Source organism: Geobacillus lituanicus (genome assembly GCF_050994965.1).
GTDB classification, from domain to species: domain Bacteria; phylum Bacillota; class Bacilli; order Bacillales; family Anoxybacillaceae; genus Geobacillus; species Geobacillus stearothermophilus.
Genome location: NZ_CP194773.1, coordinates 550,804 through 577,742 on the forward strand (window position 1 = coordinate 550,804; position 26,939 = coordinate 577,742).

At 48.0% G+C, this 26,939-nt stretch carries 18 protein-coding genes and 6 pseudogenes; 17 read left to right on the forward strand and 7 right to left on the reverse strand.

Annotated features, from left to right (window positions below):
- Nucleotides 1-10 precede the first annotated feature (10 nt).
- The 9 genes and pseudogenes from rsiW to ACR1UW_RS02825 form a co-directional block, all read left to right on the forward strand.
- On the forward strand, nucleotides 11-622 hold the full coding sequence (rsiW, locus tag ACR1UW_RS02785; RefSeq protein ID WP_498934477.1) for an anti-sigma-W factor RsiW: 612 nt from the start codon (nucleotides 11-13) through the stop codon (nucleotides 620-622).
- A gap of 72 nt (nucleotides 623-694) precedes the next feature.
- Nucleotides 695-1,516 (forward strand): diadenylate cyclase CdaA, encoded by an 822-nt coding sequence (gene cdaA, locus ACR1UW_RS02790; RefSeq protein WP_033011740.1) that lies wholly within the window; start codon nucleotides 695-697, stop codon nucleotides 1,514-1,516.
- A pseudogene (locus tag ACR1UW_RS02795) lies at nucleotides 1,509-2,748 on the forward strand (CdaR family protein). The gene cdaA and the pseudogene ACR1UW_RS02795 overlap by 8 nt, the downstream one beginning before the upstream one ends.
- Before the next feature lie 28 nt (nucleotides 2,749-2,776).
- Complete coding sequence (gene glmM, locus ACR1UW_RS02800; protein WP_095858726.1) at nucleotides 2,777-4,126, forward strand: phosphoglucosamine mutase; 1,350 nt, start codon at nucleotides 2,777-2,779, stop codon at nucleotides 4,124-4,126.
- A gap of 538 nt (nucleotides 4,127-4,664) precedes the next feature.
- On the forward strand, nucleotides 4,665-6,467 hold the full coding sequence (glmS, locus tag ACR1UW_RS02805) for a glutamine--fructose-6-phosphate transaminase (isomerizing) (RefSeq protein WP_498934479.1): 1,803 nt from the start codon (nucleotides 4,665-4,667) through the stop codon (nucleotides 6,465-6,467).
- Nucleotides 6,468-7,093: 626 nt separating this feature from the next.
- Nucleotides 7,094-7,913, forward strand: a pseudogene (locus ACR1UW_RS02810) (nucleotidyltransferase domain-containing protein).
- Between the two features lie 82 nt (nucleotides 7,914-7,995).
- Nucleotides 7,996-9,489, forward strand: a complete 1,494-nt coding sequence (locus ACR1UW_RS02815; protein ID WP_498934481.1) for a DUF262 domain-containing protein — start codon at nucleotides 7,996-7,998, stop codon at nucleotides 9,487-9,489.
- Entirely contained in the window at nucleotides 9,437-10,084 is a 648-nt protein-coding gene (locus tag ACR1UW_RS02820; protein WP_498934483.1) for a DUF5655 domain-containing protein, read from the forward strand. The genes ACR1UW_RS02815 and ACR1UW_RS02820 overlap by 53 nt, the downstream gene beginning before the upstream one ends.
- Nucleotides 10,085-10,303: 219 nt before the next feature.
- Nucleotides 10,304-11,599, forward strand: a pseudogene (locus ACR1UW_RS02825) (ISLre2-like element ISGsp3 family transposase); the annotation flags it as partial.
- Nucleotides 11,600-11,911: 312 nt separating this feature from the next.
- Here the strand turns inward: ACR1UW_RS02825 and ACR1UW_RS02830 are convergent.
- From ACR1UW_RS02830 to ACR1UW_RS02845, 4 genes are all read right to left on the reverse strand, one after another.
- Nucleotides 11,912-12,598, reverse strand: a complete 687-nt coding sequence (locus tag ACR1UW_RS02830) for an ATP-binding cassette domain-containing protein (protein ID WP_498935236.1) — start codon at nucleotides 12,596-12,598, stop codon at nucleotides 11,912-11,914.
- Nucleotides 12,595-13,569 (reverse strand): ABC transporter transmembrane domain-containing protein, encoded by a 975-nt coding sequence (locus ACR1UW_RS02835; protein WP_498934485.1) that lies wholly within the window; start codon nucleotides 13,567-13,569, stop codon nucleotides 12,595-12,597. The genes ACR1UW_RS02830 and ACR1UW_RS02835 overlap by 4 nt, the downstream gene beginning before the upstream one ends.
- Nucleotides 13,570-14,232: 663 nt before the next feature.
- Nucleotides 14,233-15,111, reverse strand: a complete 879-nt coding sequence (locus ACR1UW_RS02840; protein WP_060475562.1) for an ABC transporter ATP-binding protein — start codon at nucleotides 15,109-15,111, stop codon at nucleotides 14,233-14,235.
- A 45-nt stretch (nucleotides 15,112-15,156) separates the two neighbouring features.
- Nucleotides 15,157-15,570: an SPASM domain-containing protein gene (locus tag ACR1UW_RS02845; RefSeq protein ID WP_498934487.1), complete on the reverse strand. Its 414-nt coding sequence runs from the start codon at nucleotides 15,568-15,570 to the stop codon at nucleotides 15,157-15,159.
- Between ACR1UW_RS02845 and ACR1UW_RS02850 the strand changes: the two are divergent.
- From ACR1UW_RS02850 to ACR1UW_RS02860, 3 genes and pseudogenes are all read left to right on the forward strand, one after another.
- A pseudogene (locus ACR1UW_RS02850) lies at nucleotides 15,559-16,693 on the forward strand (IS4-like element IS5377 family transposase). The gene ACR1UW_RS02845 and the pseudogene ACR1UW_RS02850 sit on opposite strands and share 12 nt — an antisense overlap.
- Before the next feature lie 311 nt (nucleotides 16,694-17,004).
- On the forward strand, nucleotides 17,005-17,562 hold the full coding sequence (locus ACR1UW_RS02855) for a cupin domain-containing protein (RefSeq protein WP_498935238.1): 558 nt from the start codon (nucleotides 17,005-17,007) through the stop codon (nucleotides 17,560-17,562).
- A gap of 164 nt (nucleotides 17,563-17,726) precedes the next feature.
- Nucleotides 17,727-18,536, forward strand: coding sequence for a DUF817 domain-containing protein (locus ACR1UW_RS02860; RefSeq protein ID WP_498935240.1), 810 nt, complete (start codon nucleotides 17,727-17,729; stop codon nucleotides 18,534-18,536).
- A gap of 64 nt (nucleotides 18,537-18,600) precedes the next feature.
- On the opposite strand, the gene ACR1UW_RS02865 is transcribed toward ACR1UW_RS02860, so the two are convergent.
- Nucleotides 18,601-18,984 (reverse strand): DinB family protein, encoded by a 384-nt coding sequence (locus ACR1UW_RS02865; protein ID WP_498934489.1) that lies wholly within the window; start codon nucleotides 18,982-18,984, stop codon nucleotides 18,601-18,603.
- Between the two features lie 73 nt (nucleotides 18,985-19,057).
- Between ACR1UW_RS02865 and ACR1UW_RS02870 the strand changes: the two are divergent.
- The 3 genes and pseudogenes from ACR1UW_RS02870 to ACR1UW_RS02880 all read left to right on the forward strand — a co-directional run.
- Nucleotides 19,058-19,633 (forward strand): annotated as a pseudogene (locus ACR1UW_RS02870) (DUF6444 domain-containing protein); the annotation flags it as partial.
- 117 nt (nucleotides 19,634-19,750) lie between these two features.
- Entirely contained in the window at nucleotides 19,751-20,938 is a 1,188-nt protein-coding gene (locus ACR1UW_RS02875; RefSeq protein WP_050368573.1) for an IS701 family transposase, read from the forward strand.
- A gap of 61 nt (nucleotides 20,939-20,999) precedes the next feature.
- Nucleotides 21,000-21,881: pseudogene (locus ACR1UW_RS02880) on the forward strand (IS66-like element ISGst1 family transposase); the annotation flags it as partial.
- A gap of 69 nt (nucleotides 21,882-21,950) precedes the next feature.
- On the opposite strand, the gene ACR1UW_RS02885 reads toward ACR1UW_RS02880, so the two are convergent.
- The gene (locus tag ACR1UW_RS02885) at nucleotides 21,951-22,085 is read right to left on the reverse strand and encodes a DinB family protein (RefSeq protein ID WP_498934491.1); all 135 of its coding nucleotides are present in this window, start codon (nucleotides 22,083-22,085) and stop codon (nucleotides 21,951-21,953) included.
- 175 nt (nucleotides 22,086-22,260) lie between these two features.
- A complete protein-coding gene (locus tag ACR1UW_RS02890; protein ID WP_498934493.1) occupies nucleotides 22,261-23,634 on the reverse strand; it encodes a sigma-54 interaction domain-containing protein in 1,374 nt (457 codons plus the stop codon).
- 236 nt (nucleotides 23,635-23,870) lie between these two features.
- Here ACR1UW_RS02890 and ACR1UW_RS02895 point away from each other — a divergent pair, with 236 nt between their 5' ends.
- Nucleotides 23,871-25,283 (forward strand): amino acid permease, encoded by a 1,413-nt coding sequence (locus tag ACR1UW_RS02895; protein ID WP_498934495.1) that lies wholly within the window; start codon nucleotides 23,871-23,873, stop codon nucleotides 25,281-25,283.
- Nucleotides 25,284-25,378: 95 nt separating this feature from the next.
- Nucleotides 25,379-26,926, forward strand: a complete 1,548-nt coding sequence (gene pruA, locus ACR1UW_RS02900) for an L-glutamate gamma-semialdehyde dehydrogenase (RefSeq protein WP_498934497.1) — start codon at nucleotides 25,379-25,381, stop codon at nucleotides 26,924-26,926.
- Nucleotides 26,927-26,939: the final 13 nt, after the last annotated feature.

The following is a 26,939-nucleotide window of genomic DNA, read 5'->3' on the forward strand; positions in this document are numbered from 1 at the left end:
GTGGGAGACTATGGAATGTCCGAAAGAAATCGTGTTGCTCATGCACAGCTATTTTGATGGAGATCTCCAGCCAGAAGGAGAGCAGCAGCTGAAAGAACATTTGCGTTCGTGCGCTGCGTGCGCTGCCCATTTTCACGAGCTGAAAAAGACGGTTGCTTTCCTCCAATATGCCGCCCACGTTGCGGCGCCGCCGTCGTTTGCAGCCAAGGTTATGGAGGCGATGCCGAAAGAGAGAAAGACCGCGCGGCTGCGCCGCTTCCTGCATCGCCACCCGCTGCTTACGGCTGCCTCGTTGTTTTTAGCGCTCACTTTCGGCAGCTTAGCTTCTTCATGGGGGGAAAGAGGCGCGTTTTCCGTCTCAGCTGATGAACATGTCATCATCCGCGATCATACAGTGATCGTGCCGGAAGGGCAAACAGTTAAAGGGGATATTACAGTTCGCAATGGATCGATTCGGATTGAAGGAACGGTCGATGGGGATGTGACGGTGATCCACGGGAAGAAATATATGGCGTCTGCTGGACAAGTAACCGGGGAAGTAGAAGAAATTAATCAAGTGTTTGAATGGATTTGGTATAATATTAAAGAGAGGGTTCACCATGCGCTCCAATCCCTTGAATGATGGCAGCCATCGTCCGATGGCTTTTTCCATGACCATCGGAAGGTTGGAATTAGAGATAAAGGAAGTGTGAAGATGTCCTTCGAAGAGCTCCCCATCGTGTCATATTTGTTAAAAGTGGTTGATATCCTTGTCGTTTGGTATGTGATTTACAAGTTGATCATGATGATTCGCGGGACGAAGGCCATTCAGCTGTTAAAAGGCATTTTTTTAATTATTTTGGTTCGTTTCGTGAGCAATTATCTCGGTTTGACAACGCTGCAATGGCTGATGGATCAGGCGATCATTTGGGGATTTCTCGCGATCATCATTATTTTTCAGCCGGAATTGCGGCGCGCCCTCGAGCAGCTTGGCCGTGGACGGCTGTTTACACGCAGCACAGTCAATGAAGACGAGGAACGGCTGCAGATGGTGGAAGCCATCGTCAAAGCCACGGAGTATATGGCGAAGCGGCGCATCGGGGCGCTCATTTCGATCGAGCGGGAAACCGGAATGGGTGATTATGTGGAAACGGGGATTACGCTTAACGCACATGTATCGCCGGAGCTGCTCATTAATATTTTCATTCCGAACACCCCGCTTCATGACGGAGCGGTGATTATTCAAAAAAATCAAATCGCTGCGGCCGCTTGTTATTTGCCGCTATCGGAGAGTCCGTTCATTTCAAAGGAACTCGGGACGCGCCATCGGGCGGCGCTCGGCATCAGCGAAGTGACTGACAGCGTCACCGTCGTCGTGTCGGAAGAGACGGGAGCAGTATCGTTGACGAAAAACGGCGAGCTGTACCGTGATTTAACGATCGATGAGTTTCGGGAGCTGTTAACGGGGGAACTTGCTCCTGCGACGAAGGCGTCCGCTTCTTCCCGTTGGCAGTGGAGGGGGAAGAAACATGGATAAGTTGATGGACCATCCTTGGTTTATTCGTGTCGTCTCTTTATTGCTGGCGATTATGCTGTATATGTCGGCCAATGTCGGGGCGAAAACCGGTGAAACGCGCAACACGTTTGGCCAGGAAGATACGGAAACGTTGATCGATATTCCGGTGGTCGCTTACTATGATGAAGACAACTTGGTCGTATTCTGGCGTCCCGAAATACGTGAACGTTACGCTCCAAGGCCCGGCAAGCATCGTCAAACCGACGGCTCTGCAGCGAAATTTCGAGGTGTATGTCGATTTAACGGAATTGCCGTTAGGGACATACACGGTGCCGATCAAATACAAGGACATCTCGGAAAAGCTGAAGGTGAATATCCAGCCGGCTTCAGTGAAAGTGACGATCCGTGAAAAAGTATCGAAACGCTTTTCGGTCGGCGTCGAATTTTTCAATCGAAACAAAATGCCGGATGGCTATTCCGTTGGAGAACCGACTGTGAAACCAGATGCCGTGACGATTACCGGGGCGAAGGAACTAATCGACGAGATTGCGTTTGTCAAAGCCATCGTCGACTTAGATGGGGCGACGGAAACGCTGACGAGAGAAGCGCGCGTTCGGGTGTACGATCGACGGGGAAATGAGTTGGATATTGAGCCAGAGCCATCGTCGGTGGAAGTAACCGTGCCGGTGAAAAGCCCGAGCAAGACGGTGCCGGTTCAAGTGCGAACAACTGGGGAGTTGCCGGATGGTGTGCATCTTGTCAGCATCACGCCGGAGCCGGATCGAGTGACGATTTATGGACCGAAGGAAGTGTTGAACCATATTGACAAGCTGGAAGGATTGACCGTTGATTTGGACGACATTACCGACGATGCGACGGTAGAACTTGACGCTCCGCTCCCTGATGGCGCAAAAAACGTCGATCCAGACAAAATCAAGGTGCATATTGATGTGGAAAAAGACATCACGCAAACGTGGAAAGACGTGCCGATCGCCGTCGTCGGCTTGCCGGATTCATACAAAGCTGAATTTGTCAAACCGCTTGAAGGCAAAATTACGGTTCGCCTTGTCGGTCCGCCCGATGTCGTCCGCGGGTTGACAAAAGACGATATTCGTTTGTATGTCGATGTCGGTGGACTTGACACCGGCGAACATCAAGTTCCCATTCAATGGAACCACCCTAAACAAGTCCAATGGCAGCCGTCATCAGAAACGGCGATGGTTCACATTAGCGAAAAAGCAGTTGCACAATAAATTGTACAAGTAAGGAGAGAGTGACCGAATGGGCAAATATTTTGGCACTGATGGTGTACGTGGAGTCGCAAATCGTGAATTGACGCCAGAGTTGGCGTTTCAAATCGGCCGCTGCGGCGGATACGTGCTGACCAAAAGCGCTGAGCGCCCGAAAGTACTGATCGGGCGCGACACCCGCATTTCCGGCCATATGTTGGAAGGCGCCCTTGTCGCCGGGCTTTTGTCGATCGGGGCGGAAGTGATGCGCCTTGGCGTCATTTCCACGCCAGGCGTCGCCTATTTGACGAAGGCGCTTGGAGCGCAGGCCGGCATTATGATTTCCGCCTCCCACAACCCGGTGCAAGATAACGGCATTAAATTTTTCGGTCCGGACGGGTTCAAGCTGTCGGATGAGCAGGAAGCGGAAATTGAGGCGCTGATCGACAGCGCGGAGGATATGCTGCCGCGGCCGATCGGGGCTGGGCTTGGGCAAGTAAACGACTATTTCGAAGGCGGACAAAAGTACTTGCAGTATTTAAAACAAACGATTGATGAAGAAGATTTTTCCGGGATGAAAATCGCCCTCGACTGCGCGCACGGGGCGACGTCATCGCTGGCGACGTACTTGTTTGCCGATTTGGATGCGGATGTCGTGACAATGGGGGCGTCGCCCAATGGGCTCAACATTAACGAAGGGGTCGGGTCCACCCATCCGGAAGCGCTCGCCGCATTTGTCAAAGAAAAAGGAGCCGATGTCGGGCTCGCCTTTGACGGCGACGGCGACCGTCTCATTGCCGTCGATGAGAACGGCAACATCGTCGATGGCGACCAAATTATGTACATTTGCGCCAAATATTTAAAAGAAACCGGCCGCCTCAAGCACCAAACCGTCGTCTCAACCGTCATGAGCAACCTTGGGTTTTACAAGGCGCTTGAGGCGCAGGGAATCAAAAGTGTACAAACGGCGGTCGGCGACCGCTATGTCGTCGAGGAAATGAAGAAGAACGGCTATAATCTCGGCGGCGAGCAGTCCGGACATATCATCTTCCTTGACTACAACACGACGGGGGACGGAATGTTGACGGCGCTCCAGCTTGTCAACATCATGAAAATCAAAGGCAAGCCGCTTTCCGAATTGGCGGGGGAAATGAAAAAATACCCGCAGCTGCTTGTGAACGTCCGGGTGGCCGATAAGGAAAAAGCAATGGAAAACGAACAAGTGAAAAAAGTGATCCAGGAAGTGGAGGCAGAGATGAACGGCAATGGCCGCGTTCTTGTCCGCCCATCGGGGACTGAGCCTCTTGTGCGCATTATGGCGGAGGCCCAAACCGAGGAAGCGTGCCGCGCCTACGTTGAGCGGATCGCGGATGTCGTCCGCCGTGAAATGGGAGTGGAATAACCGACCGCTTGGACAACCACCCTATGCATAGACGGAACGTTCGCTTCCGTTTATGCATAGGTTATTTTATATAAAGGGATGGATAGATGATAGTTGACGCCGCTGGGAATGTCCTGTAATATTAACGTTGTTGCCTTTTTCTTGAAAGGAGGCGATGGAAGGGCGAAGAGCGGAACATGGTGAAGTGATGGCTTGCCGCAACCGTGGGCATGGCCAACAAAGCAAAAAGGTGGTTGGTTGTTGCAATCGTTTTGACGACAAAAGCGCCTGGACTAAGCGTTGGACGGAAGAACGCTTAGTTGACGAGGAGGAGGTTTATCGAGGTTTTCGGCGGATGCCTCCCGGCTGGAGCGATGACAGCCGCAAGTCCTCTCTTAAAACAAAGGGGCGACCCTTTGCACAAAGGGGAGGATGTCATCGCGCAAATCGAAAGGGGAGTCTGCCGCATTGACGGTGAGGCCCCGTTGTTCTTTGACAACTGAACATGGAAGGATCTCATTAGCGGCAGCCTCCAAGATGAAAAGGAGGAACATTTGCCATGTGCGGCATTGTTGGCTATATCGGTTATCAAGATGTGAAGGAAATTTTATTGCGCGGATTGGAAAAACTCGAGTATCGCGGCTACGATTCGGCGGGGATCGCTGTGTTGAACGAAAGCGGCGTGCATGTGTTTAAGGAAAAAGGACGGATTGCTGATTTGCGCCGCATCGTCGACCCGAACGTCAACGCGACGGTCGGCATTGGCCATACACGCTGGGCGACACACGGGGCGCCAAGCCGAGTGAACGCCCACCCGCATCAAAGCGCTTCAGGCCGTTTTACGCTCGTGCATAACGGTGTCATTGAAAACTATGAAATGGTCAAGCGCGATTATTTAGCCGATGTTGCGTTTCAAAGCGACACGGACACGGAAGTGATCGTTCAGCTCGTGGAGAAGTTCGTCAACGACGGACTGGCAACGGAAGAGGCGTTCCGAAAAACGCTCTCGCTGCTAAAAGGATCGTACGCCATCGCCATGATCGATGCGCAAGACGAAAACACCATCTATGCGGCGAAAAACAAAAGCCCGCTTCTCGTCGGCTTGGGCGATGGATTTAACGTTGTGGCGAGCGACGCGATGGCGATGCTTCAAGTGACGAATCAATTCGTCGAACTGATGGATGGGGAGCTCGTTATCGTCACGAGCGAGAACGTCACGATTCAAACGCTCAACGGCGAAACAGTCGAACGGAAGCCATTTACGGCTGAGCTCGATGCGAGCGACATTGAAAAAGGGACGTATCCGCATTACATGTTGAAAGAAATTGATGAGCAGCCGTTCGTCATCCGCCGCATCATTCAAAAATACCAAGACGAAAACGGCGGATTGACGATTGACCAAGCGATCATCAACGAAGTGCTGAACGCTGACCGCCTGTACATTGTCGCGTGCGGAACGAGCTACCATGCAGGTCTCGTCGGCAAGCAGTTGATCGAATCGTGGGCGAAAATTCCGGTGGAAGTGCATATCGCCAGCGAATTTTCGTACAACATGCCGCTGTTGTCGGAAAAGCCGCTCTTCATCTTTATCTCGCAAAGCGGCGAAACGGCCGACAGCCGCGCCGTGCTCGTGCAAACGAACAAACTCGGCTATAAAGCGATTACGATCACGAACGTCCCAGGTTCGACGCTGTCGCGGGAAGCCGATTATACGCTCCTGTTGCACGCCGGTCCGGAAATCGCCGTTGCCTCGACAAAAGCCTATACGGCGCAAATTGCTGTGCTTGCGATTTTGGCCGCCGCGGCGGCGAAAGCGAAAGGCTTTGAGCTGGACTTTGACTTGACGAAAGAGCTTGCCATCGTCGCCAATGTGATGGAAATGCTGTGTGATGCGAAAGAAGAAATGGAGAAAATCGCAAGCGACTACTTGACGCTGACGCGCAACTGCTTCTTCATCGGCCGCGCCGTTGACTACTATGTCTGCCTAGAAGGCGCGCTGAAGCTGAAGGAGATCTCGTACATTCAAGCGGAAGGGTTCGCCGGCGGCGAGCTGAAACACGGCACGATCGCCTTGATTGAGGACGGCACGCCGGTCATCGCCCTCGCCACCCAAGAGCACGTCAACTTAAGCATTCGCGGCAACGTAAAAGAAGTCGTCGCCCGCGGCGCGAACCCGTGCGTCATCTCGATGCGCGGCCTGGAAGGCGACGGCGACCGCTTCATCATCCCGGCTGTCCATCCGGATCTTACGCCGCTTGTCTCCGTCGTGCCGTTGCAGCTGATCGCCTACTATGCCGCCTTGCACCGCGGCTGCGACGTCGACAAACCGCGCAACTTGGCGAAGAGCGTGACGGTGGAGTAAGCGGTTCATTGGTCGGAAAGGCTGTTATTACCGTCAAATAAATCCTGTCCTGAGAAAATAAAATCTGTCCAAGGAAAATAAATAATGTCCACGAAGCCGAGCGTGGTTAGGGTTTTGCCCTGATTCATGCTTGGCTTCTTCTTTTGTTGAAAGTGGTACAGGGGAAAGGGGAAAGGAAAGAACATTGGTCTATCAAGCAGTTTCCCAATATACCCCCTCCCGCTATGTTCCGATTGAGCTTCTCCATTTGTTCACTCAAATGATTTCCCTGGACATTTCCCAACGTTCCATTTTTGAGCCCCCTGTCAACTTTTCCCTAAATTCTTCCAATTTGGCGGACACTTTTTATTTTCCTGGCATTTTGTACCAACTCGTTCCTCAAGTCCTGAAACCCTTGTACAGCAAGGGATTGGAGGCCTTGGTGGAGCTTGAGTGGGATGGACATGAATTAATTTCCCTTAACATAGTAGGGAAATCAAAATGGGTTGATCGGACTCTTGCGGTTGGTTTGCGAAAGGGGGCAGGGGGGAAGGGGATAGAACATTAGTTTTTCTGTTATGGTTGTGATAAAATGATTTGCAGAAAGCACAGCAAAGGAGTTGAGCCTATTGACCGTCTAAAAGGTAATTGAACAAATAAGCCATGAACTAAACGGAATACCTGGCGTTGTGGGGGTCGTTTTGGGTGGTTCAAGAGCAAGGGGCACAAATCACTCGACTTCCGATATTGATATTGGCATTTATTACGATGTATCGGCAGGTTTTGATATCAAAGCAGTGAGCAAAATCGCGACAAGACTCGATGATCAACACAGAGAACATTTGATCACTTCTCTAGGGCAATGGGGACCCTGGGTTAATGGCGGCGGATGGCTGGTGGTTCAAGGGTATCATGTTGACTTTTTGTTCCGTGACATCCATCGGGTGGCCCGCGTGATTGATGAATGCTTGCAAGGAAAGGTTTCGGCCCATTATCAGACGGGTCACCCGCACGCTTATCTCAATGTCATGTACATGGGTGAAATCGCCATCTGTCAAATCCTGTCCGACCCAACTGAACAAATTGCCAAATTAAAAGCGAAGACGGTACCTTACCCCAAAGCGGTCAAAAGATGCGATTGTGGGCTTTTTCTTGTTTGAAGCCGCTTTTTCTTTGATGTTCGCCGAGGATAGCGTGGATAAGGACGACATTTCCTATGTAGCGGGTCATGTCTTCCGCTCGATTTCGTGTTTGAATCAGGTGATCTTTGCAATCAATGAAGAATACTGCATCAACGAGAAAAAAGCGGTTCGGATGATTGAGGGTTTTCGTGCCAAACCCCGCAATTACAAGCAAAGGATAGACAATATCATAACGTTGCTTTCCTCGGACCAGAAAAGCACAAAGAAAGCCGTAGAATTCCTTCGGGAACTGATTGCTGAAACCGAAGAATTAATAAAGAATTAGTGAATGTCATTCATCACGATCCCCAATGGAAATCAGGGGCGGATATTCGAAATAAGGAATTCTTTTATGAGGAGAGGGACAAGTGAAGGCGGTAGAAACCAATTTATTGAAATTTATGCAAGGCACAAAACAATTCATCATCCCGATTTATCAGCGAAAATATAGCTGGACGATGAAGCAGTGTCGCCAGCTTTGGAACGATATTGTAAGAGCGGCGGAAGACGAAAAGATCAAGGGCCACTTTGTTGGCTCGATTGTCTACATCGAACAAGGGTTATATCAAGTATCATCCGTTCCGCAACTGCTCGTCATTGATGGACAGCAACGATTGACCACGTTGACGTTACTGTTGCTTGCGTTGGGCAAAGCCATCGAGGAAAGCGGACAATCCTTGGATATTACGAAAAAGAAGATCATGAATTACTATCTGGTCAACAGCGAAGAAGAGGGGGAACTGTATCACAAACTCATCTTGACGGAGAGCGATAAGGACACGCTGATCAACTTGATTTTAGACAAAACACTCCCCGAAGAATACTCCCCGAGAGTGTACGAGAACTACAATTTTTTTGCGGAATCCATCAAAAACAGTGGTATCGATCTGAACAAGCTGTACAAGGGAATCTCCAAGTTGATTATTGTAGATATTTCGTTGGATCGTGACCATGATAATCCACAGTTGATTTTTGAAAGTCTTAACTCAACGGGGCTTGATCTGTCGCAAGCCGATTTGATCCGAAACTTCGTTTTGATGAAACTGGAGCCGAAAGAGCAAGCGGAACTGTACAGGGAATACTGGTATCCGATGGAAAAAAGCTTCGGGAATCTGACAAATTCCGCTTTGTTTGACCGATTTATGCGTGACTATTTAACGGTGAAAACGGGGCGAATTCCAAACATTCAAGAAGTATATTCCAGCTTTAAGGAATACGTATTTCAGCATAGTGAACTGAGTGTTCAACAAATTGTCGAGGACATTTATCGATATTCCCAGTATTTCGTAAAGCTCGTGTTCCAGACGGAAAAGGATAAAGAAATCAATGAAGTGCTTAAAGATATCAATACGCTAAAGGTCGATGTCTCGTATCCGTTCTTGCTTGAGGTATATGACGACTATGAGCGTCAAATTTTATCAAAATCGGAATTTATCGAAATCCTAAAGCTTGTTGAAGCTTACGTTTTCCGCAGAGCGGTTTGCGGGGTTCCGACCAATTCATTGAACAAAACGTTTGCGACCCTCAGCAAAGAGATCGACAAGGCGAATTATGTGGAAAGCGTGCGGGCGGCGTTTTTGCTCAAAGATTCCTATAAACGGTTTCCGACCGATGAGGAGTTCAAGCGGGAACTCATGATTAAGGATGTGTATAATTTCCGTAATCGAAATTACCTGCTTCGGAAGCTGGAAAATTTCAATCGGAAAGAGATTATTGATATCGAAGCCTATACGATTGAACACATCATGCCGCAAAATCCAAACTTGTCTCCAGAGTGGAGACGGGATTTGGGGGCCAAATTGGGAAGAGGTGCACAAAACGTATCTTCATACGCTGGGCAACCTGACACTGACCCGATATAATTCCGAGCTCGGTGATCGGCCGTTTAAGGAAAAACGGGATATGGAAGGCGGGTTTGCAGACAGCCCGCTGAGGTTAAACAGAGAACTAGCCAAACTTGAAACTTGGAATGAGGAGGCAATCCTCAAACGTGCAGAGCTTCTTGCAAATTTGGCGTTAAAAGTCTGGGAATACCCACAGCTATCGGATGATATTCTGGCTAAATACCGAAAGAAAGGCTCCGAAAATGATAGTGTGACTTATACGATTGCCGATCACCCTGAATTACAGGGAGATATGTTGGCGTTATTCGAGGAATTGAGCAAACGAATTTGTAACCTGGACAGCTCGGTTCGCATGGAGTTCAAAAAGTTATACATTGCTTTTAAGATGTCAACAAACTTCGTCGATATTGTGCCGCAGAAAAGCAGACTGCGGTTAAGCTTAAATATGCCATTCGATGAAATACAGGATCCTCGAGGTATTTGTAAAGATGTGAGTAACCTCGGTCGTTGGGGGAACGGTGACGTTGAATTTGGCGTTTCTTCTTTAGATGAAATCGACTATGCGATGTTTCTGATCAGACAGTCATATGAAAGGCATCGGGAAGATGAATAGTTGAGAAGAGGAGTGATCGTGTGAGTAAAATATTTGTGGGTGACATTCCGAAATGATCCCCGACGAGGGTTGCGAACTTTTGTTCGCGACGCTCGTCGGGGCCACCAAGCGAAGCGCGGTAGAAAAAAGCAAATGTCATGCAAAAAGGACTCTCTCCCTGCTATGATGGTGATTGTCAACATCAACCGAAAACAGGAGGGAGAGAGTCCATGAAACATGGTGTTCGCTGTCTTGTTGGCGGCCCTTTTGGAGGAGATTGATCAACAACTGGCGGAAGCGCGGGACAAGCGCCGGTATCAGCTGAAAGACAAACGGCCGACTACGATCCAAACGCTGTTTGGAGAAGTGACGTTTCGACGGAACGACTACTATGACCGGCAAACGGGGAACTATACCTTCTTGCTGGATGCCGAATTAGGCTTTGATGGGGCCCGATCGATTAGTCCTTGCCTCGAGGAAACGGCGGTCGAGTTGGCCGTAGAGTGCTCTTCCTACCGCAAAGCGGCCCGTACGTTGGAGTCGATCGTGGGGTATGCGGTCATGAGCCACGAGGCGATTCGCCAACTGGTGCTGGAGGCCCCTGTCTCGCTGCACCGCCCTGTTTCCCAACGGCACGGCCGGGTGCTGTTTGTGGAGGCGGATGGACTGTTTATTTCCCGCCAGGGGAAAGGGAAACGGGCGAAAGAAGAGAAAATCCTGGCGGTTCACGAGGGATGGAAACGAAACGGTTCGCAGCTCGAGCTCGTGAACCGGCGCCACTACCTCCATGAAGGGGAGGGAGACGTGTGGGAACGGTTCGAAGAGTGGCTGATGAACGAATATGCCTATGATCCGTGCCGGGACCTGTTGATCATCAACGGCGACGCGGCGTCGTGGATCACGGCCTGCCGGGAGTATTTTGGGAAGCGGGCGTGCTTTCAGCTGGATCGATTTCATGTGGCGCGGGAGCTGCGTCAGTGTCTGTCCGGCCATCCGCGTTGGCGGGAGGTGCGGAAGAAGCTGGCGAAACAAGACGAAGAGGGGCTTCTCGTGGAGCTGAACAGCGCGGTCGGCACGTTGGAGGACGAAGCGAAAGAGAAGCAGATGGCTGCCATGATCCGCCGGATCGAGTCGATGCCGGGATGCATCCGGGACTATCGGGAGTGGCTGTCGGAGCAAGGGGTGGAGACGACCGGCATGCGTCCGATGGGCCACGCCGAGAGCGTGATGAGCCGGTTTGCGCATCGGGTGAAATCCCGCCGCAGCTGGAAAGACCAAGGGCTTCGGGCGTTTCTGAGGGCGATGGCGGCCCGAATCGACGGGATTTGGCGGAGAAATGGGCAGTTGGTGGAGGAAGAAGAGACCCGAACGGCGGCCTCGGCCTCAACAAAGTCCAAGCGGATCGAACAGGCCAAACGGAAGGCCGGACGGTTATGGGCAGATGTGGTGTGTCAGAATCTACCGTGTCTGCAGCGGTCATCCGGGACACCGATCCATCAAGCGTTGTCGGCGCTCCGGGATGGTGGTTGGGTGTAAAAAAATGGAATATCGTATCATCGCCTCAAGATGAGGGATGAGAGTCCGAAAGCGCTTACGATATGAATTCCTGAAAATGGTTCGCTAACTAGTGATTGACAACGCCCGTAGTGAACCGAAAAAATGTTCTCCACAAAGTCTTGACTGACTCTTGTTTCTACATCAATTTGCTTATCCATGCCAATACCGATAATATGAGAATAATAGTGATTATTTTGATGAAAAGACCCTTTAGGTCTATTTTTTTATTTTTTATTTGGAAAAACAAAATAAACAAAGAAATAATTAAAAGCAAAATATAAATAATTTCACTCATGAGATTTCCTCCCTATAATAAACAATGTCAGCTTTTCCATCATTTAATACAATTTTCTTGTTCACAAGATACATTAATTCATCAGTGTGACTAATAAACAAACAAATTTTGTCATGAAGTAAATCCAGTAAAATGTTTTGAAAAGCCTCTTTTGCGTTTGGATCCATATTCGATGTAGCTTCATCAAATATCAAGACATCAACATCCTTCATAAATATTCTTGCAAAAGCGATTTGCTGAATTTGTCCTTTGGACAAGTTTTTCCCATTATCAATAATTTTTTTATTTAAATCCAAACCATCCAAAAAGCCATATTCAAGAAGTCTATCTAATCTTTTTTGAAATTCTTCCTCAGACAACACCCGATTTCCAATCCGAATATTTTCCTTTACACTTCCTTCGAATAGATAGATATTTTGCGGAACAATCCCAATTTTGGATCTTAAACTATTTATATCTAACTCTTTCAGTTCATAATCATTAATGGTGATATTCCCAGAATAATTTTTATAAAAACCCAATAAAAGTTTGGCTATAGTAGTTTTACCAGATCCATTTTTTCCGATAAATGCTATCCGATCTCCAGAATATAGATCAAAACAGATATTATTAAGAATACTTTCATTCGATGTATCGTATTTAAATGATACATTTTCAAATTTTACAAACTTGATGCAATCTATTTTTTACCTGTGCTTTCCTCTATGTTCTCTGTGTTATTAGAGGATAACATGCTGTTAATTCTTGAAATAGCAGCAATAGCAGGTTGTATACTTAACTTAAAACTCTGTAACATAATCAACGGAGAGTATATCATGCCAACATATTGGGGCATGGACACATAATCTCCTATAGTCAGCTTTTTATTGGTTATGAAAAAACCAATTATACCTATAATGAGCGTCTGAACCACCAAAACCATCACGTTTAGCATTTGGGAACTTTTACTGGCAGTTTTGCTTTGATGAATTGTCTTCAATGCTAATTGGTTGACTTCTTTTGTAATAGACTGATTCATGTGTTCTTCCTCGTTTAGTTCTTTTAATGCAATTATCCCCTCTAATGCAGAATGTATTTTGTTATTCGTATTTGCAGTAGCTTCAAGCATTTCTCTAGAGTATTTGTTTAAGGATGTGATAGAAGTGTTAGAAATAATATAAACCACTGGAATGAACGATACACATGCAACGAATATTTCAATGCTTTTGGACAATATGTACATTAAAGCGCCTATCATTGATATTGTGCTGGAAAGAAAGTTAAAAACAGTTGGAGTAAATATCGATGATAAAGAATTCACTTCGTTCAATCTTGATAAGATATAAGCTGTTGATTGTTTATCAAAAAATGATACAGGCATTTTTAATATCTTCTGAATGATTTCGTTCTTGACGTTGGCTATAATCTTAGCAGATGTTGCAGATATTAAATAATCACTAAAATGATTTAAAACACCTCTTCCAATATATACTCCTATTAGAATAGATGAGTAAACAGCAATGTTAAAAACATTGTTTTTCATAATTCCTTCATCAAAAACCATTTGTGATAATATAGGAATGATGTTGCTAAGGAAAGAGATGAATAGGGTGAGCAATACTAGAATAACAACATTTTTTAAGCTTTTTTTTAAATAGAACTTTAATATTTTCAATTTCCTTCCTCACCTCCATAACCAAGAGGTTACATCGTTAAAAATTTTTCATTCGATATTTTCTTTAAAAGAAAATGGAGCGTGATTACAAGGAAAAGCAATATACCAATAATGGTTCCAATAATCTTGTATCGATGTATATTCGTAAAGGTTAATACATAAAACATCGCTCCAAACATAGAAGTAACTTTTAATATGACAATATTATCAACCAGAAACGTGACGACGCATAACACTATTCCAAAGAGCAAGTTAATAAACGGCAATAATAATAAAGACAGCAAGTATTGAGAAGGGATCTGAATCCCCAGGTACAACTGATATCCATAGAATAGAAACGAATACATGCTGCTAAGGATTGTTGCGATAAAAACAGAAAAAAGTACCTTGACAATTAATATCTTCTGTATAGAAAAAATTTGCAACATTTTCTCATATACTCGATTTTGTTTATCTGTCTTAATGGATTCAAAAAGTATTTGTAACAGAAAAATAATCGATGTCGTTCCTAAAATGAGATTAAATTTAATATGAATAGGGATAGAATTTAATCCATAGATGAAGTACAACACTAGAACAAATTCAATTGCTATTAGAAGCAACATCTTTTGCATTTTCTTCTTCAGAAAAAGATATTCTTTCCACAATAGAGCCTTCATTCCGTCAACCTTCTTTCTTATTCAAACGTAAGTAAATATCTTCAAGTATTGCTTCATTTTCTAAAACATCACGTATTTCTATATTCAAATGGATTAATTTTAATAAAACATCGTTCAATTTATAAATTTGTTTATCTAAAATCACCTCATGATCTTTCACCAGAACATTTGGAAATTCTTCTTTAATTAGAATTGATTGTTGTTGATTGATTTTTGAGATGGTTCGTATTCTGACAAGAGAGGATTGAAAATCAGATTTTAATTTATTCAGTTCCTCTTTCACTTTTATCGTTCCATCAACAATCATAACAATTCGATTACACATATGTTCAATGTCATCAAAATTATGAGATGTAATGACAATGCAACTTTCCTTAGGATATTCCTGTATAAATTTCTTTATTAAAGATCGATTTTCTACATCCAAATTTACTGTAGGTTCATCCAAAATAAGAAGTTTGGGGGAATGAATAATAGAGCAAGCAAAAGCAAGTTTTTGTTTCATTCCAGAAGAAAGCAAAGACACCTTTTTGTCTGCCATCTTATCCATGTTTAGCCTATCTATCAGTTCCTCCACTACATGGATAGGGGATTGATAAGTTTGAGACCAAAATATGAGATTTTCTCTCACTGTAAACTCTTCTATAATCCCTTTGGTAGAAGGCAAATACCCAATTTCGTGATTGGATATGTTTCTATTGATTTTCCCAGATGTTGGAGTATACAATCCCAAGATTATTCTTAATAAAGTGGTTTTCCCAGAACCAATTCCCCCAATAATGCCCACACGATCCCCTTGGTGTAACGACAAGTTGATATCTTTTAGTATGTAATTTTTATTATCAAATGATTTAGCAATATTGTGCAGTTCAATATAATTCAATTGTTTCCCTCCTACATTCTACTTCTTGGCTTTTAATTATCCTTATTATAACTCCGTATAAGAACAAAGAGATTTTTGGGTTAAACTGTTAGAAAAAGCAACCTCTGCGGCTCTGCAATCCATACACATTCGTTTAAATTCGCAAGTACCACAAGGTTCAATATTTTCCAATGAAAGCTTCCAATATTTCAGGACTTCTTCTTTTCTGTCAAATAAATCAAGCAGACTGTTATGTTCTTTAAGATCCATCAGCACTTCCGATTCTAATCTTGGACACGGAACCACTTTTTTATCGGAAGTGATTGCTAAGCTGCCTGTTAAACAAGGATGATATATTCCAAGATCAGGCGTGTTGATTATCCAATAAAATCCAAAGGGTATAGAAAAAAGAGCACCTTTCCTGTAGAATGTGAGTAGCGACACAAACAAACCCAGGAGGTGCTCTCTATGAACAAGCATACCACACTCCCGAATTTGATGCAAAAACTTGTTTCGGATGAAGAGATTCAACTGATTGCCGAAGCGGTTGGGTATCGTGATTCGTCTCGAACCTTTACGTTGCGCGAGTTGATTCACTTCTTCCTGCTGGCCGCCATGCATCAATGGAAAAGCTTTCGCCACGGAGCCGATGTGGGGCCTCTGTATGGATTGCCGCGATTCCATTATTCAACTGTATCCAAGAAAGCGAAAGAAGTTCCCTATGACATCATGAAACGCTTGTTGGCGTTGATCATTTCCAAGTGCAACCGCCAAACCCGCCGTTCGCTTCGGTTTCCCAAACCGCTTCGGGTGGTGGATTCGACGACCGTCACGGTCGGGAAAAACCGCCTGCCATGGGCGCCGTATCACGGCGAACGCGCCGGAGTGAAGCTGCACGTCGCGTATTCGCCGGAATCCTCGTTGCCGGCAGACGTGGTGGAAACCATCGGACTGCGTCATGATGGCCCGGTGGGAGAACAGTTGACGAACGCTCAACAAGTGCTGGTGGAAGACCGGGCGTATTTCAAAATCGAACGCCTCGATCGATTTGTGGAGCAGCATCAGCTGTTTGTCATTCGGATGAAGGACAACATCGAACTTCATCAGAAAAAAAAGCTTGAAACGCCTTTCCAGCACATCCTCATCGGTTCAAGCCGACTTCACGTGCCAGTTGGGGACGAAACAATGCCGCTCCACCAAGCGTCACCGGGTGGTGATCTTTCGAGATGCGAATGGCCGCGACATTCGGGTCGTGACGAACCTCTTCCATGCGTCTGCGGAAACCATTGCCGACATGTACCAACAACGTTGGACTGTTGAGGTCTTTTTCCGTTGGGTGAAGCAATATCTGAATGTCCCGACCTTGTTTGGCACGACGGAAAATGCGGTATACAACCAACTGTTTGCGGCATTCATCGCGTATGTGTTGCTGCGATGGCTGTATGATCAAACCAAAAAACAGACGAACGTCTCTCTTTCCTTCATTTCGTTCGTTCGCCGTTTTTTCTCTGGGCAGCTTCCTCTCGATTGGAAATCCGGGATGGCCGCTGCTTTGTTTGAGTATGCCCAAATTTATGGAAGGCGTATGTCTAATTTTGGATAATCAACACTCGTGGTATAATTTATAAAAAATGAATTCAATATGTTGCATTGAAACTCCTTCCGAAGTCGAGAAAAAGGAAAAACCCCTTGATATTCAAGGGGTTTTTCTAGTTTTGTAGGGAATTGTTGAATGCAACATAATATCTATAAGGATCTAACCTGTTCGGGTTTCATGGCGGCGAATGGCCACCGCTTTTTGAGGGTTTCTTTTCCTCGCGATGTTTCCGTTTGCCCGTGTGCTCTTGTCACGCCAGACTGAGCCATTGCATAAGATAGTGGCAGATTCCAAGTGTGAGGAGAGTGAACAGGCAATTGAATCCGAATTACGTCCATCCGTATATTAGCACTCAGTGGCCCTACCCGATGTCCAGTTACTTCCCCCCTCATTATGGCTGGTGGAGCTGGTCACCGTATGCTTATGGTATGCTACAACATGCAAGGAACGACAGGTTTCCTCCCATCAAATTGAGAGATTACGGCGGAAAACCGTTCGTTGTCAATATTGAGAGAGCCGCCGAGCAAAATCAAAATTTCCGAACCGCATTATGGACAGGAAAACATTTGCAAGTGACGTTGATGAGCATTGAGGTAGGAGGAGATATCGGACTGGAAGTTCATCCGAATGTGGACCAGTTTATTCGTATTGAACAAGGACAGGGTCTTGTGCAGATGGGGGAACGAAAAGACCGTCTGGATTTTGAAAGAAGAGTGTCCGAAGGTGACGCGATCATGATTCCAGCTGGGACGTGGCATAATGTGACCAATATAGGGCATGTTCCCTTGAAGCTATATTCCATTTATGCTCCGCCCGAGCATCCGTTTGGCACGGTTCACAGGACGAAAGCCGAGGCCATGGCCGATGATCGGTGACTGATTTGGCAGTTTCGTTGGAAACCAGAGTTATGTCAGGTTTTCAATTGATTATGGGAAAAAGTAGCCGCAGAGCCCTTCGTCAGGGGTGTTCTGCGGTTTTTGCTTTCAAACGAGGGGTGCCGCCTGCAACATTTAGGGGTTCGTTTGGCAGAACGTCGCGGCTGATCAAAGCGTTTGTGCAGCTTGTTCGCTTCGGTTGGGCGCAGGCGCAATCTTGCGTGTTTCCGGTTGTCATTTTTGCCTCATTGGCGCTGACGAAGATCGCGCCGCTTCCGCTATTGCCGCGGTATGATTGGCTGCTTGTTATTTGCCTGCTCATGCAATGGTGGATGGTGCGGTCAGGGATGGAAACGCGGGATGAACTCAAAGTGATCACCTTGTTCCACGTCATTGGACTTGCGCTCGAGCTGTTTAAAGTGCGCATGGGTTCGTGGTCGTATCCGGAAGAGGGGTATACGAAAATCTTTGGCGTGCCCTTGTACAGCGGCTTTATGTATGCGAGCGTCGCCAGCTATCTTTGCCAGGCGTGGCGAAGGCTGAAGGTGGAGTTGGTGCAATGGCCGCCGTTTTGGATGGTCGTTCCTCTCGCTTCGGCGATTTACTTGAATTTTTTCACCCACCATTATTGGGTGGACGTTCGTTGGTGGCTCTCAAGCCTCGTCATGCTTGTCTTTTGGCGGTCATGGGTGACGTATGAGGTCGGGGGAGTCCGCTACCGGATGCCGCTTGTTTTGTCCTTTTTGCTGATCGGGTTTTTCATCTGGATCGCGGAAAACATCGCCACCTTTTTTGGCGCTTGGCAATATCCAAACCAGGCGAAGGCGTGGAGCCTTGTTCATCTTGGGAAGGTGAGTTCGTGGTGTTTGCTCGTTATTGTCAGTTTTCTCATCGTGGCGACGTTAAAGCAAGTGAAAACAATGGCTGTGACAGGGGCAGTGGAGCGTTCACATGAAGATGGAAAATCGTTGTAAGCCGAGCAGGGCGGGGATTTGGCTGGTCGTTGCTCGGCTTTTTCCTTGATGAGCCGCCCGCTCCTCACGGAAGCTGTGCCTTGATTTCTTCAATTTGCGCGAGGTGGCGCTGTTCATGGTAGCCGACAAATTCCACCCATTGCTTCAAATTCAGTGGCCCAAAAATGGGATGCGGGAACGACTTGGCTTCCAAGTCAGCCGGATTGGCTTGCTCCGTGATTTGGCGCAACCGCTGCCGCGGTTGATGCAATTTTTCTTCCAGTTCGTGTCGAGTGAAAAAGCGGTTGTCCGGGCGGGCGAAATCAGGCGCCTCCACTTTTTTGGAACGGTCAACGGTCAAGTGGATCGGTTTCTCCTCAACCGGCTGACTCTCGCCATGCTTTAATGTACGGGTGATCATAGATACGATCGATGTTTCAATTAAGTACAGGTAACTATTCAGCCACATCATAAAGTGAGCTGAATATTTTTTGCTTTTCCTGTCTATGATGTGAATATTGATAGACAAGGAGGTGAATCGCATGTTGACGGTACAACAAGCTGTATTTACAGTTGAGGGCTTAATCGGCAAAGTTCAACAACAAAAACAGCTCATTCATCAACTCATTCAAGAAAATGAACATTTGCGTCACGAAAACAAACAACTACGCAAAGAAAATGAACAACTGAAGTACCGTGTTCAAGAGCTGGAAGCACGCACGAAAAAAAACAGCTCCAATAGCCATTTGCCCCCATCTTCTGACCGTTTTGAGAAAAAGCGTTCCTCCCGCGAGCCGTCTGGCAAAAAGCCTGGTGGGCAAGAGGGACATGAGGGGAAGACGCTCCGTCAAGTGGAACATCCACATCATCGTGTCGTCCACCGTGTGCATACGTGTCAAGGATGTGGAGCTTCTTTGCGTGACGTCAAACCGTTCAAAGTCGATATCCGTCAAGTGTTTGATGTCCCTCCTGTGGCGATCGAGGTGACACAACATGAACGTGAAGTGAAATCGTGTCCACATTGTCGATGCGTGCAACAAGCCGAATTCCCATCCCATGTCACGAATCATGTGCAATACGGTCCACGGCTCACGGCGCTCGTTGTTTATTTACATCACTGTAGATGAGCAAATTCACTGACATAAATTGACAACTAAACAAAAAAGGAGACATGAACCCGATTCCTTGGTTAGAATAGATGTACCACCAACTATCCACAAGGAGGTTCATGTCTCATGAATAGATTAGCACATCACCAAGGAATCCACAAGTTTTTCTTCACGCTGGGGTTGACGCTGCAGCTTTCCAAACCGGTCATCAAGCATCTCATTCATATTGTCGATGCCTTGACCACCAAGGGATTCTCGGGAACATTGACTGATATTCATTACTGGAGCTTTCATCCGAATCATCGAACGACGCTCAGTCACTTTTTCACGAAAAGCCCTTGGAACGAGGAAAGGCTGCTTGGGAAGCTTCAAGAGTGGATCCTTTCCCAGGTCGAACGACTGGCCAAACGGAAGAATCAACCCCTTTTTGTTTCGATTGATGATACGATTTGCCAAAAAACAAAGCCTTCGTCACGGGCTGTGCACGCCATTCAAGGGTGCGACTGGCACTACTCGCATAAAGATCATCAATCGGTCTGGGGGCATTCGCTCGTTTGGCTGATGGTGCACACCTTCACGCAGGCGTTCCCATTTGCGTTCCGCCTGTATGACAAGAAAGCGGGAAAAAGCAAGATCGACCTGGCGATCGAGATGCTTTCCTCGCTCAAGGTGAAGCGGGCTCAGCGGGTGTATGTGCTCATGGATTCGTGGTATCCGTCTAAGAAGCTCATCGAAGCCTGTCTGAAACAGGGATTCCATGTCATCGCGATGCTCAAGACGAACCGGATTCTCTACCCGAAAGGCATCGCCATCCAAGCCAAGCAGTTCGCCCGCTATATCGAGTCCAAAGACACCCGCCTCGTCACGGTGGGGCAGGAGCGTTATCGCGTGTATCGCTATGAGGGGGCCATCCATGGCCTCGATGACGCGGTGGTGCTGCTGGCTTGGAAGGCGGATCAGCCGATGGCGCCGGAACATCTTCATTGCATCTTGAGCACCGACCGGGAACTCGGGGACGAAGACATCTTGCGTTACTATGCTCAGCGTTGGACGATCGAGTGCTTTTTCCGGCAGGCGAAAGATCAACTGAAGCTGGATGGATACCGCGTTCGCCACATTCGGGCGGTGAAACGGTATTGGGCGGTGGTGCTGCTCTCCTGCGTGTACAGCATCGCCGAATCCCGCCAAAACCTCTCCACCGGGCTGGAGCTTCTTCGGTCGCGGAAAGACCACAGCGTCGTCGAGTTCATTTATGACGCTGCAAAGCAAGATATTCCCATTGATGTGATCAAAAAACAGCTCCGTATCGCGTAAGGGGTACCCTGTTTATCTCTCTAACCATGGAAATTATTGTAATGAAAAATGCTCATCTACAGTACATCATATCCAATTGATCCCGTACAAGCGTTTAAGTGATACAATCGAAGCGTTATATCAACACTCGATTAGTACAGGAACCCTTGCCAATATGGTGAAACGAGGACGCGAAGCGCTGGAATCAAATATGGACATCATCGAAGACGCCTTACTTGAATCCAACATCCTGCATGTCGATGAAACGAGTTTGCGCATCAATGGGAAACTCGCATGGGTGCATGTCGCGTGTACATCGAGATATACATACTTGGCTCCTCACGCTTCTCGTGGAAAAAAAGCGACCGATGATATCGGGATTCTTCCCCGATATGAAGGGACGATGATGCACGATGCGTTCGGTACATATCCGAAATACACACATGCCACCCATGCCCTTTGTCACGCCCATCATTTGCGTGAGTTAAAAGGATTCATCGAACAAGGGCATACGTGGGCGATGCGCATGACCACGTTTCTGTTAGCCGCCAAGCAAGCCGTCGAAGCCCATCACGGTGCACTTTCCGAAGAAGAAGCGAGACGGTGGGAACGAGTGTATGATCGCATCCTAGAAAGAGCACAACACCGATTAGAAACGATGACGCCTCTTCCGAAAAAAGCACTTGCTTTTGTTCGACGGCTTCAAAAACGAAAGGAAGAAGCGCTGCGTTTCTTACGTGAAGTACATGTTCCCTTTGACAACAACCAAGCCGAACGCGATCTTCGCATGGTCAAAGTCAAAGAGAACATTTCGGGTACGTTTCGCGAAGAAACATTCGCGCAGTCGTTTTGCATCGCAAGAAGCATCGTTTCCACACTGACGAAACACGAAAAAAACGTGTGGGATTCGTTATGTCTTCTGTTGGCAGGCGAAACGATCGATCGAGTTCTTTCCGCTACCTAGGGCATTTTCTATGACCGAAATGCCCTATTTGTGCTGGGCTTTTTTATACACTAGCACTGGGGTGAATAGTTACAAGTACAGGTGTTCGAGCACTTGGGCGATGGTCCAACTCCCTTTCGCCGCCCGGGTGTTCAGCTGTTCGTCCGACAGCCCGGAAACGCTTTTGATCAGCTGTTGGCGCACCCGCTCATTATGATCCATCATGTTTCCCTCATTTCGATGTAGATTTGGTTTCATCGTATCATAAGGAAGATCAACCGTAAAGCCGTTTTGTGTTCGCCGTGATCATGGTTTTGACTTGTTCGATATGAGCGTCGATCATCCACAGCGACCTCCCCTGTCCTTTTTGCCGTCCCGCTGGCTGAGGCTTTTCGCCTTTTCATCCCCATTCCTTATCAATCTGGTACTTGCGGATGCGGTATTGCAAGTTTTGTCGGCTCAAACCAAGCGCTTTGGCCGTTTTGGTGATGTTGAAGCCGTGATGCTGCAGCGCCTTGCGGATGTAGTAAATTTCGACTTCTTCCATGTATTTGTCAAGAGGCAAAATGTCTTCCGTATCAAATAAAAAGTCCGTTTTCGTTTCGTCGGGCGCCAGCTTGGCTCGAAAAGGGGCAGGCAGATGGGCGAGGGTGATGGTTTGTTCTTGTTCCATCGTCGCCATCGTTTCCAAAATGACGGCCTCAAGCTCGCGCACGTTGCCGGGCCAGCTGTAAGCAAGAAACGCCTCTTGCACGTCATCGCCGAGTCCTTCGACATGTAGGCCATAGCGCTCGTTGCCTTGACGGATGAAATGGATAGCGAGCGGCAAAATGTCCTCTTTCCGTTCGCGCAACGGCGGCAGGACGATGCAGTGGACGGCAATTTGGTAGTAAAGCGATTTGATCAATTCTCCGTTTTGGACCGCGTCAATCGGGTCGCCGCTTGTCGAGGCGATGAGGCGAACGTCCGCACGAACCGGTTCTTGGCCATGGGCGCGGACAAACTGTTTTTCTTGCAGGAAACGGGCAAGTTTTTGTTGAAGCGGCAGGCTTAACGAGTCAATATCGTCAAGCAGGACGGTGCCGCCGTCCGCTTGTTCAAACAAACCGGGCTGGATCTCGCCGTCTTCTTCGCTGCCAAACAGCATCGTTTCCATCCAATCGTCCGGAAGCGACAAACACGTTTGCGCAAAAAACGGCTTGGCCCGCCGTTCGCTTTCGTGGTGAATGCAGGAAGCGACCAAGTCTTTTCCTGTCCCTTTCTCCCCAATGAGCAGCACAGACGCCTCGGAGCGGGCGGCATGACGAGCAAGGCGGATGGCCTTTTGCATGGCTTCGCTTTGGCCGATGATGTCTGCAAACGTGCGGCTGGCTTCCTTGCGTTGGTGGTGTTCTTGGATCAGTTTGCGGAACTTCGTGATGTCTTTGGCGATTTCCACGGCGCCGATGATGCGCCCGTCTTTTTGCAGCGGGTGTGTTTGATTGACCGTTGTCACGGCTTGTCCTTTGTTATTGAAATAGGTTTGCTGCTTGTTCAGAATGCTTTCACCGGTGCGCAGCGCTTCAAGCAATGTGCTCGGCTGCTCCGGGTTGAAGCGGAAGACGTCCAAAATGTTTTTATCGAGCACGTCCTCGATGTTCATGCCCTCGATGTCCCGCATTTTTCGGTTGTAAATGACGGTTTTCCCGTGTTGATCGACGGCATGGACGCCAAGGTCAATCAGTTCGAGAATTTGCTCATACATTGATAAAAGCGTTTCCATATCCCGGTTCACGATCAGCACCTCTCTTTTTTGTATTATAGCATAAGGTGGACGGGAGGACAGGAAGGGAAAGAAAGATGTGAAAAAATTTTTTGCTAAATATATTGAAAATAGAAAAAAATAATTTCGTAATAAAGTTGTAATACATTATAAATTGAAAAATAATTTTGCATAAAAGGAGGTTGCTATTCGTTTGATAAAAATGTAAGCGGTTGCGAAATCGATCATAGAGAGGGGAGAGTTTTCGGATGCAACCAGTGCAAGAACTGAAACGAGAGCTAAAAAGCAGGCATTTATTTATGATCGCGCTAGGCGGAGTGATCGGCACCGGTTTGTTTTTAGGATCGGGTTATACGATTCATGAGGCGGGGCCAGGCGGGGCCGTCGTTGCTTATCTTTTTGGCGGATTGGTTATGTATTTGACCATGCTTTCGTTAGGAGAATTGGCCGTGAGAATTCCTGATGCCGGGTCGTATCAGACGTATGCGACGAAATTCATCTCGCCGGCAGTGGGGTATTGCATCGGTTGGCTGTCATGGCTGAACTGGTCGGTGACGGTCGGCATCGAGCTGCTCACGGTCAGCATTTTGATGAAGCGATGGTTTCCTGATGTGCCGACATGGGTGTTTTGTGCGGTCTTCGCTTTGCTCTTGTTTTTGATCAACGCCTTGTCTGTCAAAGGATTTGGCGAGGTGGAGTTTTGGTTTTCGAGCATCAAGGTGCTGACGGTGATCGCCTTTATTGTTCTTGGTCTGGCAGCGATGTTCGGAGTCATCCATATGAAAAATGGACAACCTGCTCCGTTTTTCTCGAACTTTACAGACCATGGGGGCTTGTTTCCAAATGGATTTTGGGCCATCTTTACGACGATGATCCTCGTGAACTTTTCGTTCCAGGGGACGGAATTGGTCGGCGTGGCGGCAGGGGAAAGCCGCGAGCCGGAAAAAACGGTGCCGGTTGCGTTGCGCAACACCGTATGGCGCATTTTGATCTTCTTTATTTTGGCCATTTTTGTGCTGGCTGGTTTGTTTCCGTGGGAGAAAGCCGGCGTTGTGGAAAGCCCGTTTGTTGAGGTGTTTGACAACATTGGCATTCCGTATGCAGCCGATATCATGAATTTTGTCATCATTACGGCGGTGCTGTCGGTGGCCAACTCGGGGTTATACGCGACGTCGCGCGTCCTCTGGTCGATGTCGCGCCAAGGCATGGTCAGTCCGTTTTTCAGCAAGCTATCGAAACGCGGCGTGCCCATCAATGCGCTTATTGCCAGCATTGCCATCGGCTGCTTGTCTCTGTTGTGCAGCGTGTATGCGGAAGATACGGTGTACGTCTGGCTGACGGCGATCGCCGGATTTGGCGCCGTCACGCTGTGGGCTTCCATCGCGCTGTCAAGCTATTTCGGCCGGAAAGCGTTTTTGCGCGAAGGCGGCGATGTGCGCGATCTGAAATACAGGACGCCGTTGTATCCGTTCGTGCCGCTGGCCGCGTTTGCGTTGAATATGGCGACGATCATCGGGCTGGCGTTTATTCCAGATCAACGGATCGCGCTTTACTGCGGCATTCCGTTTTTGCTCGCTTGCTACGGGTACTACCACCTTGTGGCGAAAAAACGGGTTCAGCCCCTAGCCGCAGAAAAAGGGGAGCTCAAGGCCGCCAAGTAAAAATCATTGAAAAAAGCCATAATCATTTGCATAATATAACTATGAAACCGTTTTATAACGAAAAATTTTTTTGCCTTTAAAAGGAGGATGACCAAATGGTGCAGCCGTACAGACACGAACCGCTCACCGACTTTACCGTAGAAGCAAACCGTGAGGCGTTTTTAGCAGCGCTCAAAAAAGTGGAATCGGAGCTTGGGCGCGATTATCCGCTTGTGATCGGCGGCGAGCGGGTGATGACGGAGGACAAAATCATTTCGATCAATCCGGCGAACAAAACGGAAGTCATCGGCCGGGTGGCGAAAGCGAACAAAGAGCTGGCGGAGCGGGCGATGAAAACCGCTGATGAGGCGTTCCGCACTTGGAGCCGGACAAGTCCGGAAGCGCGGGCCGATATTTTGTTCCGGGCGGCGGCGATCGTGCGCCGGCGCAAGCACGAGTTTTCCGCTTGGCTGGTGAAAGAAGCGGGCAAACCGTGGCGTGAAGCGGACGCCGATACCGCGGAAGCGATCGATTTTATGGAATATTACGGACGGCAAATGCTGAAGCTGAAAGACGGCATTCCGGTTGAGAGCCGTCCGGGGGAAACGAACCGGTTTTTCTACATTCCGCTTGGCGTCGGGGTTGTCATTTCGCCGTGGAACTTCCCGTTTGCCATTATGGCCGGCACGACGGTCGCTTCGCTTGTCACGGGCAATACGGTGCTGTTGAAACCGGCAAGCGCAACGCCGGTCGTGGCGTATAAATTTGTGGAAGTGTTGGAAGAAGCGGGGCTTCCGGCTGGTGTGTTGAACTATATTCCGGGCAGCGGAGCCGAAGTCGGGGATTATCTCGTCGACCATCCGCGCACACGATTTATCAGCTTCACCGGATCGCGGGATGTCGGCATCCGCATTTATGAGCGGGCGGCGAAAGTGCACCCAGGGCAAATTTGGCTGAAACGCGTCATCGCGGAAATGGGCGGCAAAGACGGCATCATTGTCGATAAAGAAGCGGACCTCGAACTGGCGGCGCAATCGATCGTGGCGTCGGCGTTTGGCTACTCTGGGCAAAAATGTTCGGCGTGCTCGCGCGCCATTATCGTCGAAGATGTGTATGACCAAGTGTTGAATCGCGTTGTCGAGCTGACGAAGCAGCTCAACGTCGGCGATCCGGCGGAGCAAGCGACGTTTATGGGACCTGTCATCGACCAAGGGGCGTACAACAAAATTATGGAGTATATCGAAATCGGCAAGCAGGAAGGCCGTCTCATGACCGGCGGGGAAGGAGACGACTCGAAAGGGTTCTTCATCCAGCCGACCGTGTTTGCGGATGTCGACCCGAACGCGCGCATCATGCAGGAGGAAATTTTCGGACCGGTCGTGGCGTTTGCGAAAGCGCGCGACTTTGACCATGCGCTTGAGATTGCGAACAACACCGAATACGGTCTGACAGGAGCCGTCATCTCGCGCAATCGGGCGAATCTTGAAAAAGCGCGGCACGAGTTCCATGTCGGCAACTTGTACTTCAACCGCGGCTGCACAGGGGCGATCGTCGGGTATCATCCGTTTGGCGGCTTCAACATGTCAGGCACTGACTCGAAAGCGGGCGGCCCGGACTATTTGATCCTCCATATGCAAGCGAAAACAGTGTCGGAAATGTTTTAAACCAAAAAAGGGC

Coding starts and splice junctions, on each gene's coding strand:
- ACR1UW_RS02885 (WP_498934491.1), bottom strand. CDS start 22,085: ATGATGGATCATAATGAGCGGGTGCGCCAACAGCTGATCAAAAGCGTT.
- ACR1UW_RS02845 (WP_498934487.1), bottom strand. CDS start 15,570: ATGCTTGTTCATAGAGAGCACCTCCTGGGTTTGTTTGTGTCGCTACTC.
- cdaA (WP_033011740.1), top strand. CDS start 695: ATGTCCTTCGAAGAGCTCCCCATCGTGTCATATTTGTTAAAAGTGGTT.
- glmM (WP_095858726.1), top strand. CDS start 2,777: ATGGGCAAATATTTTGGCACTGATGGTGTACGTGGAGTCGCAAATCGT.
- rsiW (WP_498934477.1), top strand. CDS start 11: ATGGAATGTCCGAAAGAAATCGTGTTGCTCATGCACAGCTATTTTGAT.
- glmS (WP_498934479.1), top strand. CDS start 4,665: ATGTGCGGCATTGTTGGCTATATCGGTTATCAAGATGTGAAGGAAATT.
- ACR1UW_RS02865 (WP_498934489.1), bottom strand. CDS start 18,984: ATGTGGCTGAATAGTTACCTGTACTTAATTGAAACATCGATCGTATCT.
- ACR1UW_RS02895 (WP_498934495.1), top strand. CDS start 23,871: ATGCAACCAGTGCAAGAACTGAAACGAGAGCTAAAAAGCAGGCATTTA.
- pruA (WP_498934497.1), top strand. CDS start 25,379: ATGGTGCAGCCGTACAGACACGAACCGCTCACCGACTTTACCGTAGAA.
- ACR1UW_RS02875 (WP_050368573.1), top strand. CDS start 19,751: ATGAATAGATTAGCACATCACCAAGGAATCCACAAGTTTTTCTTCACG.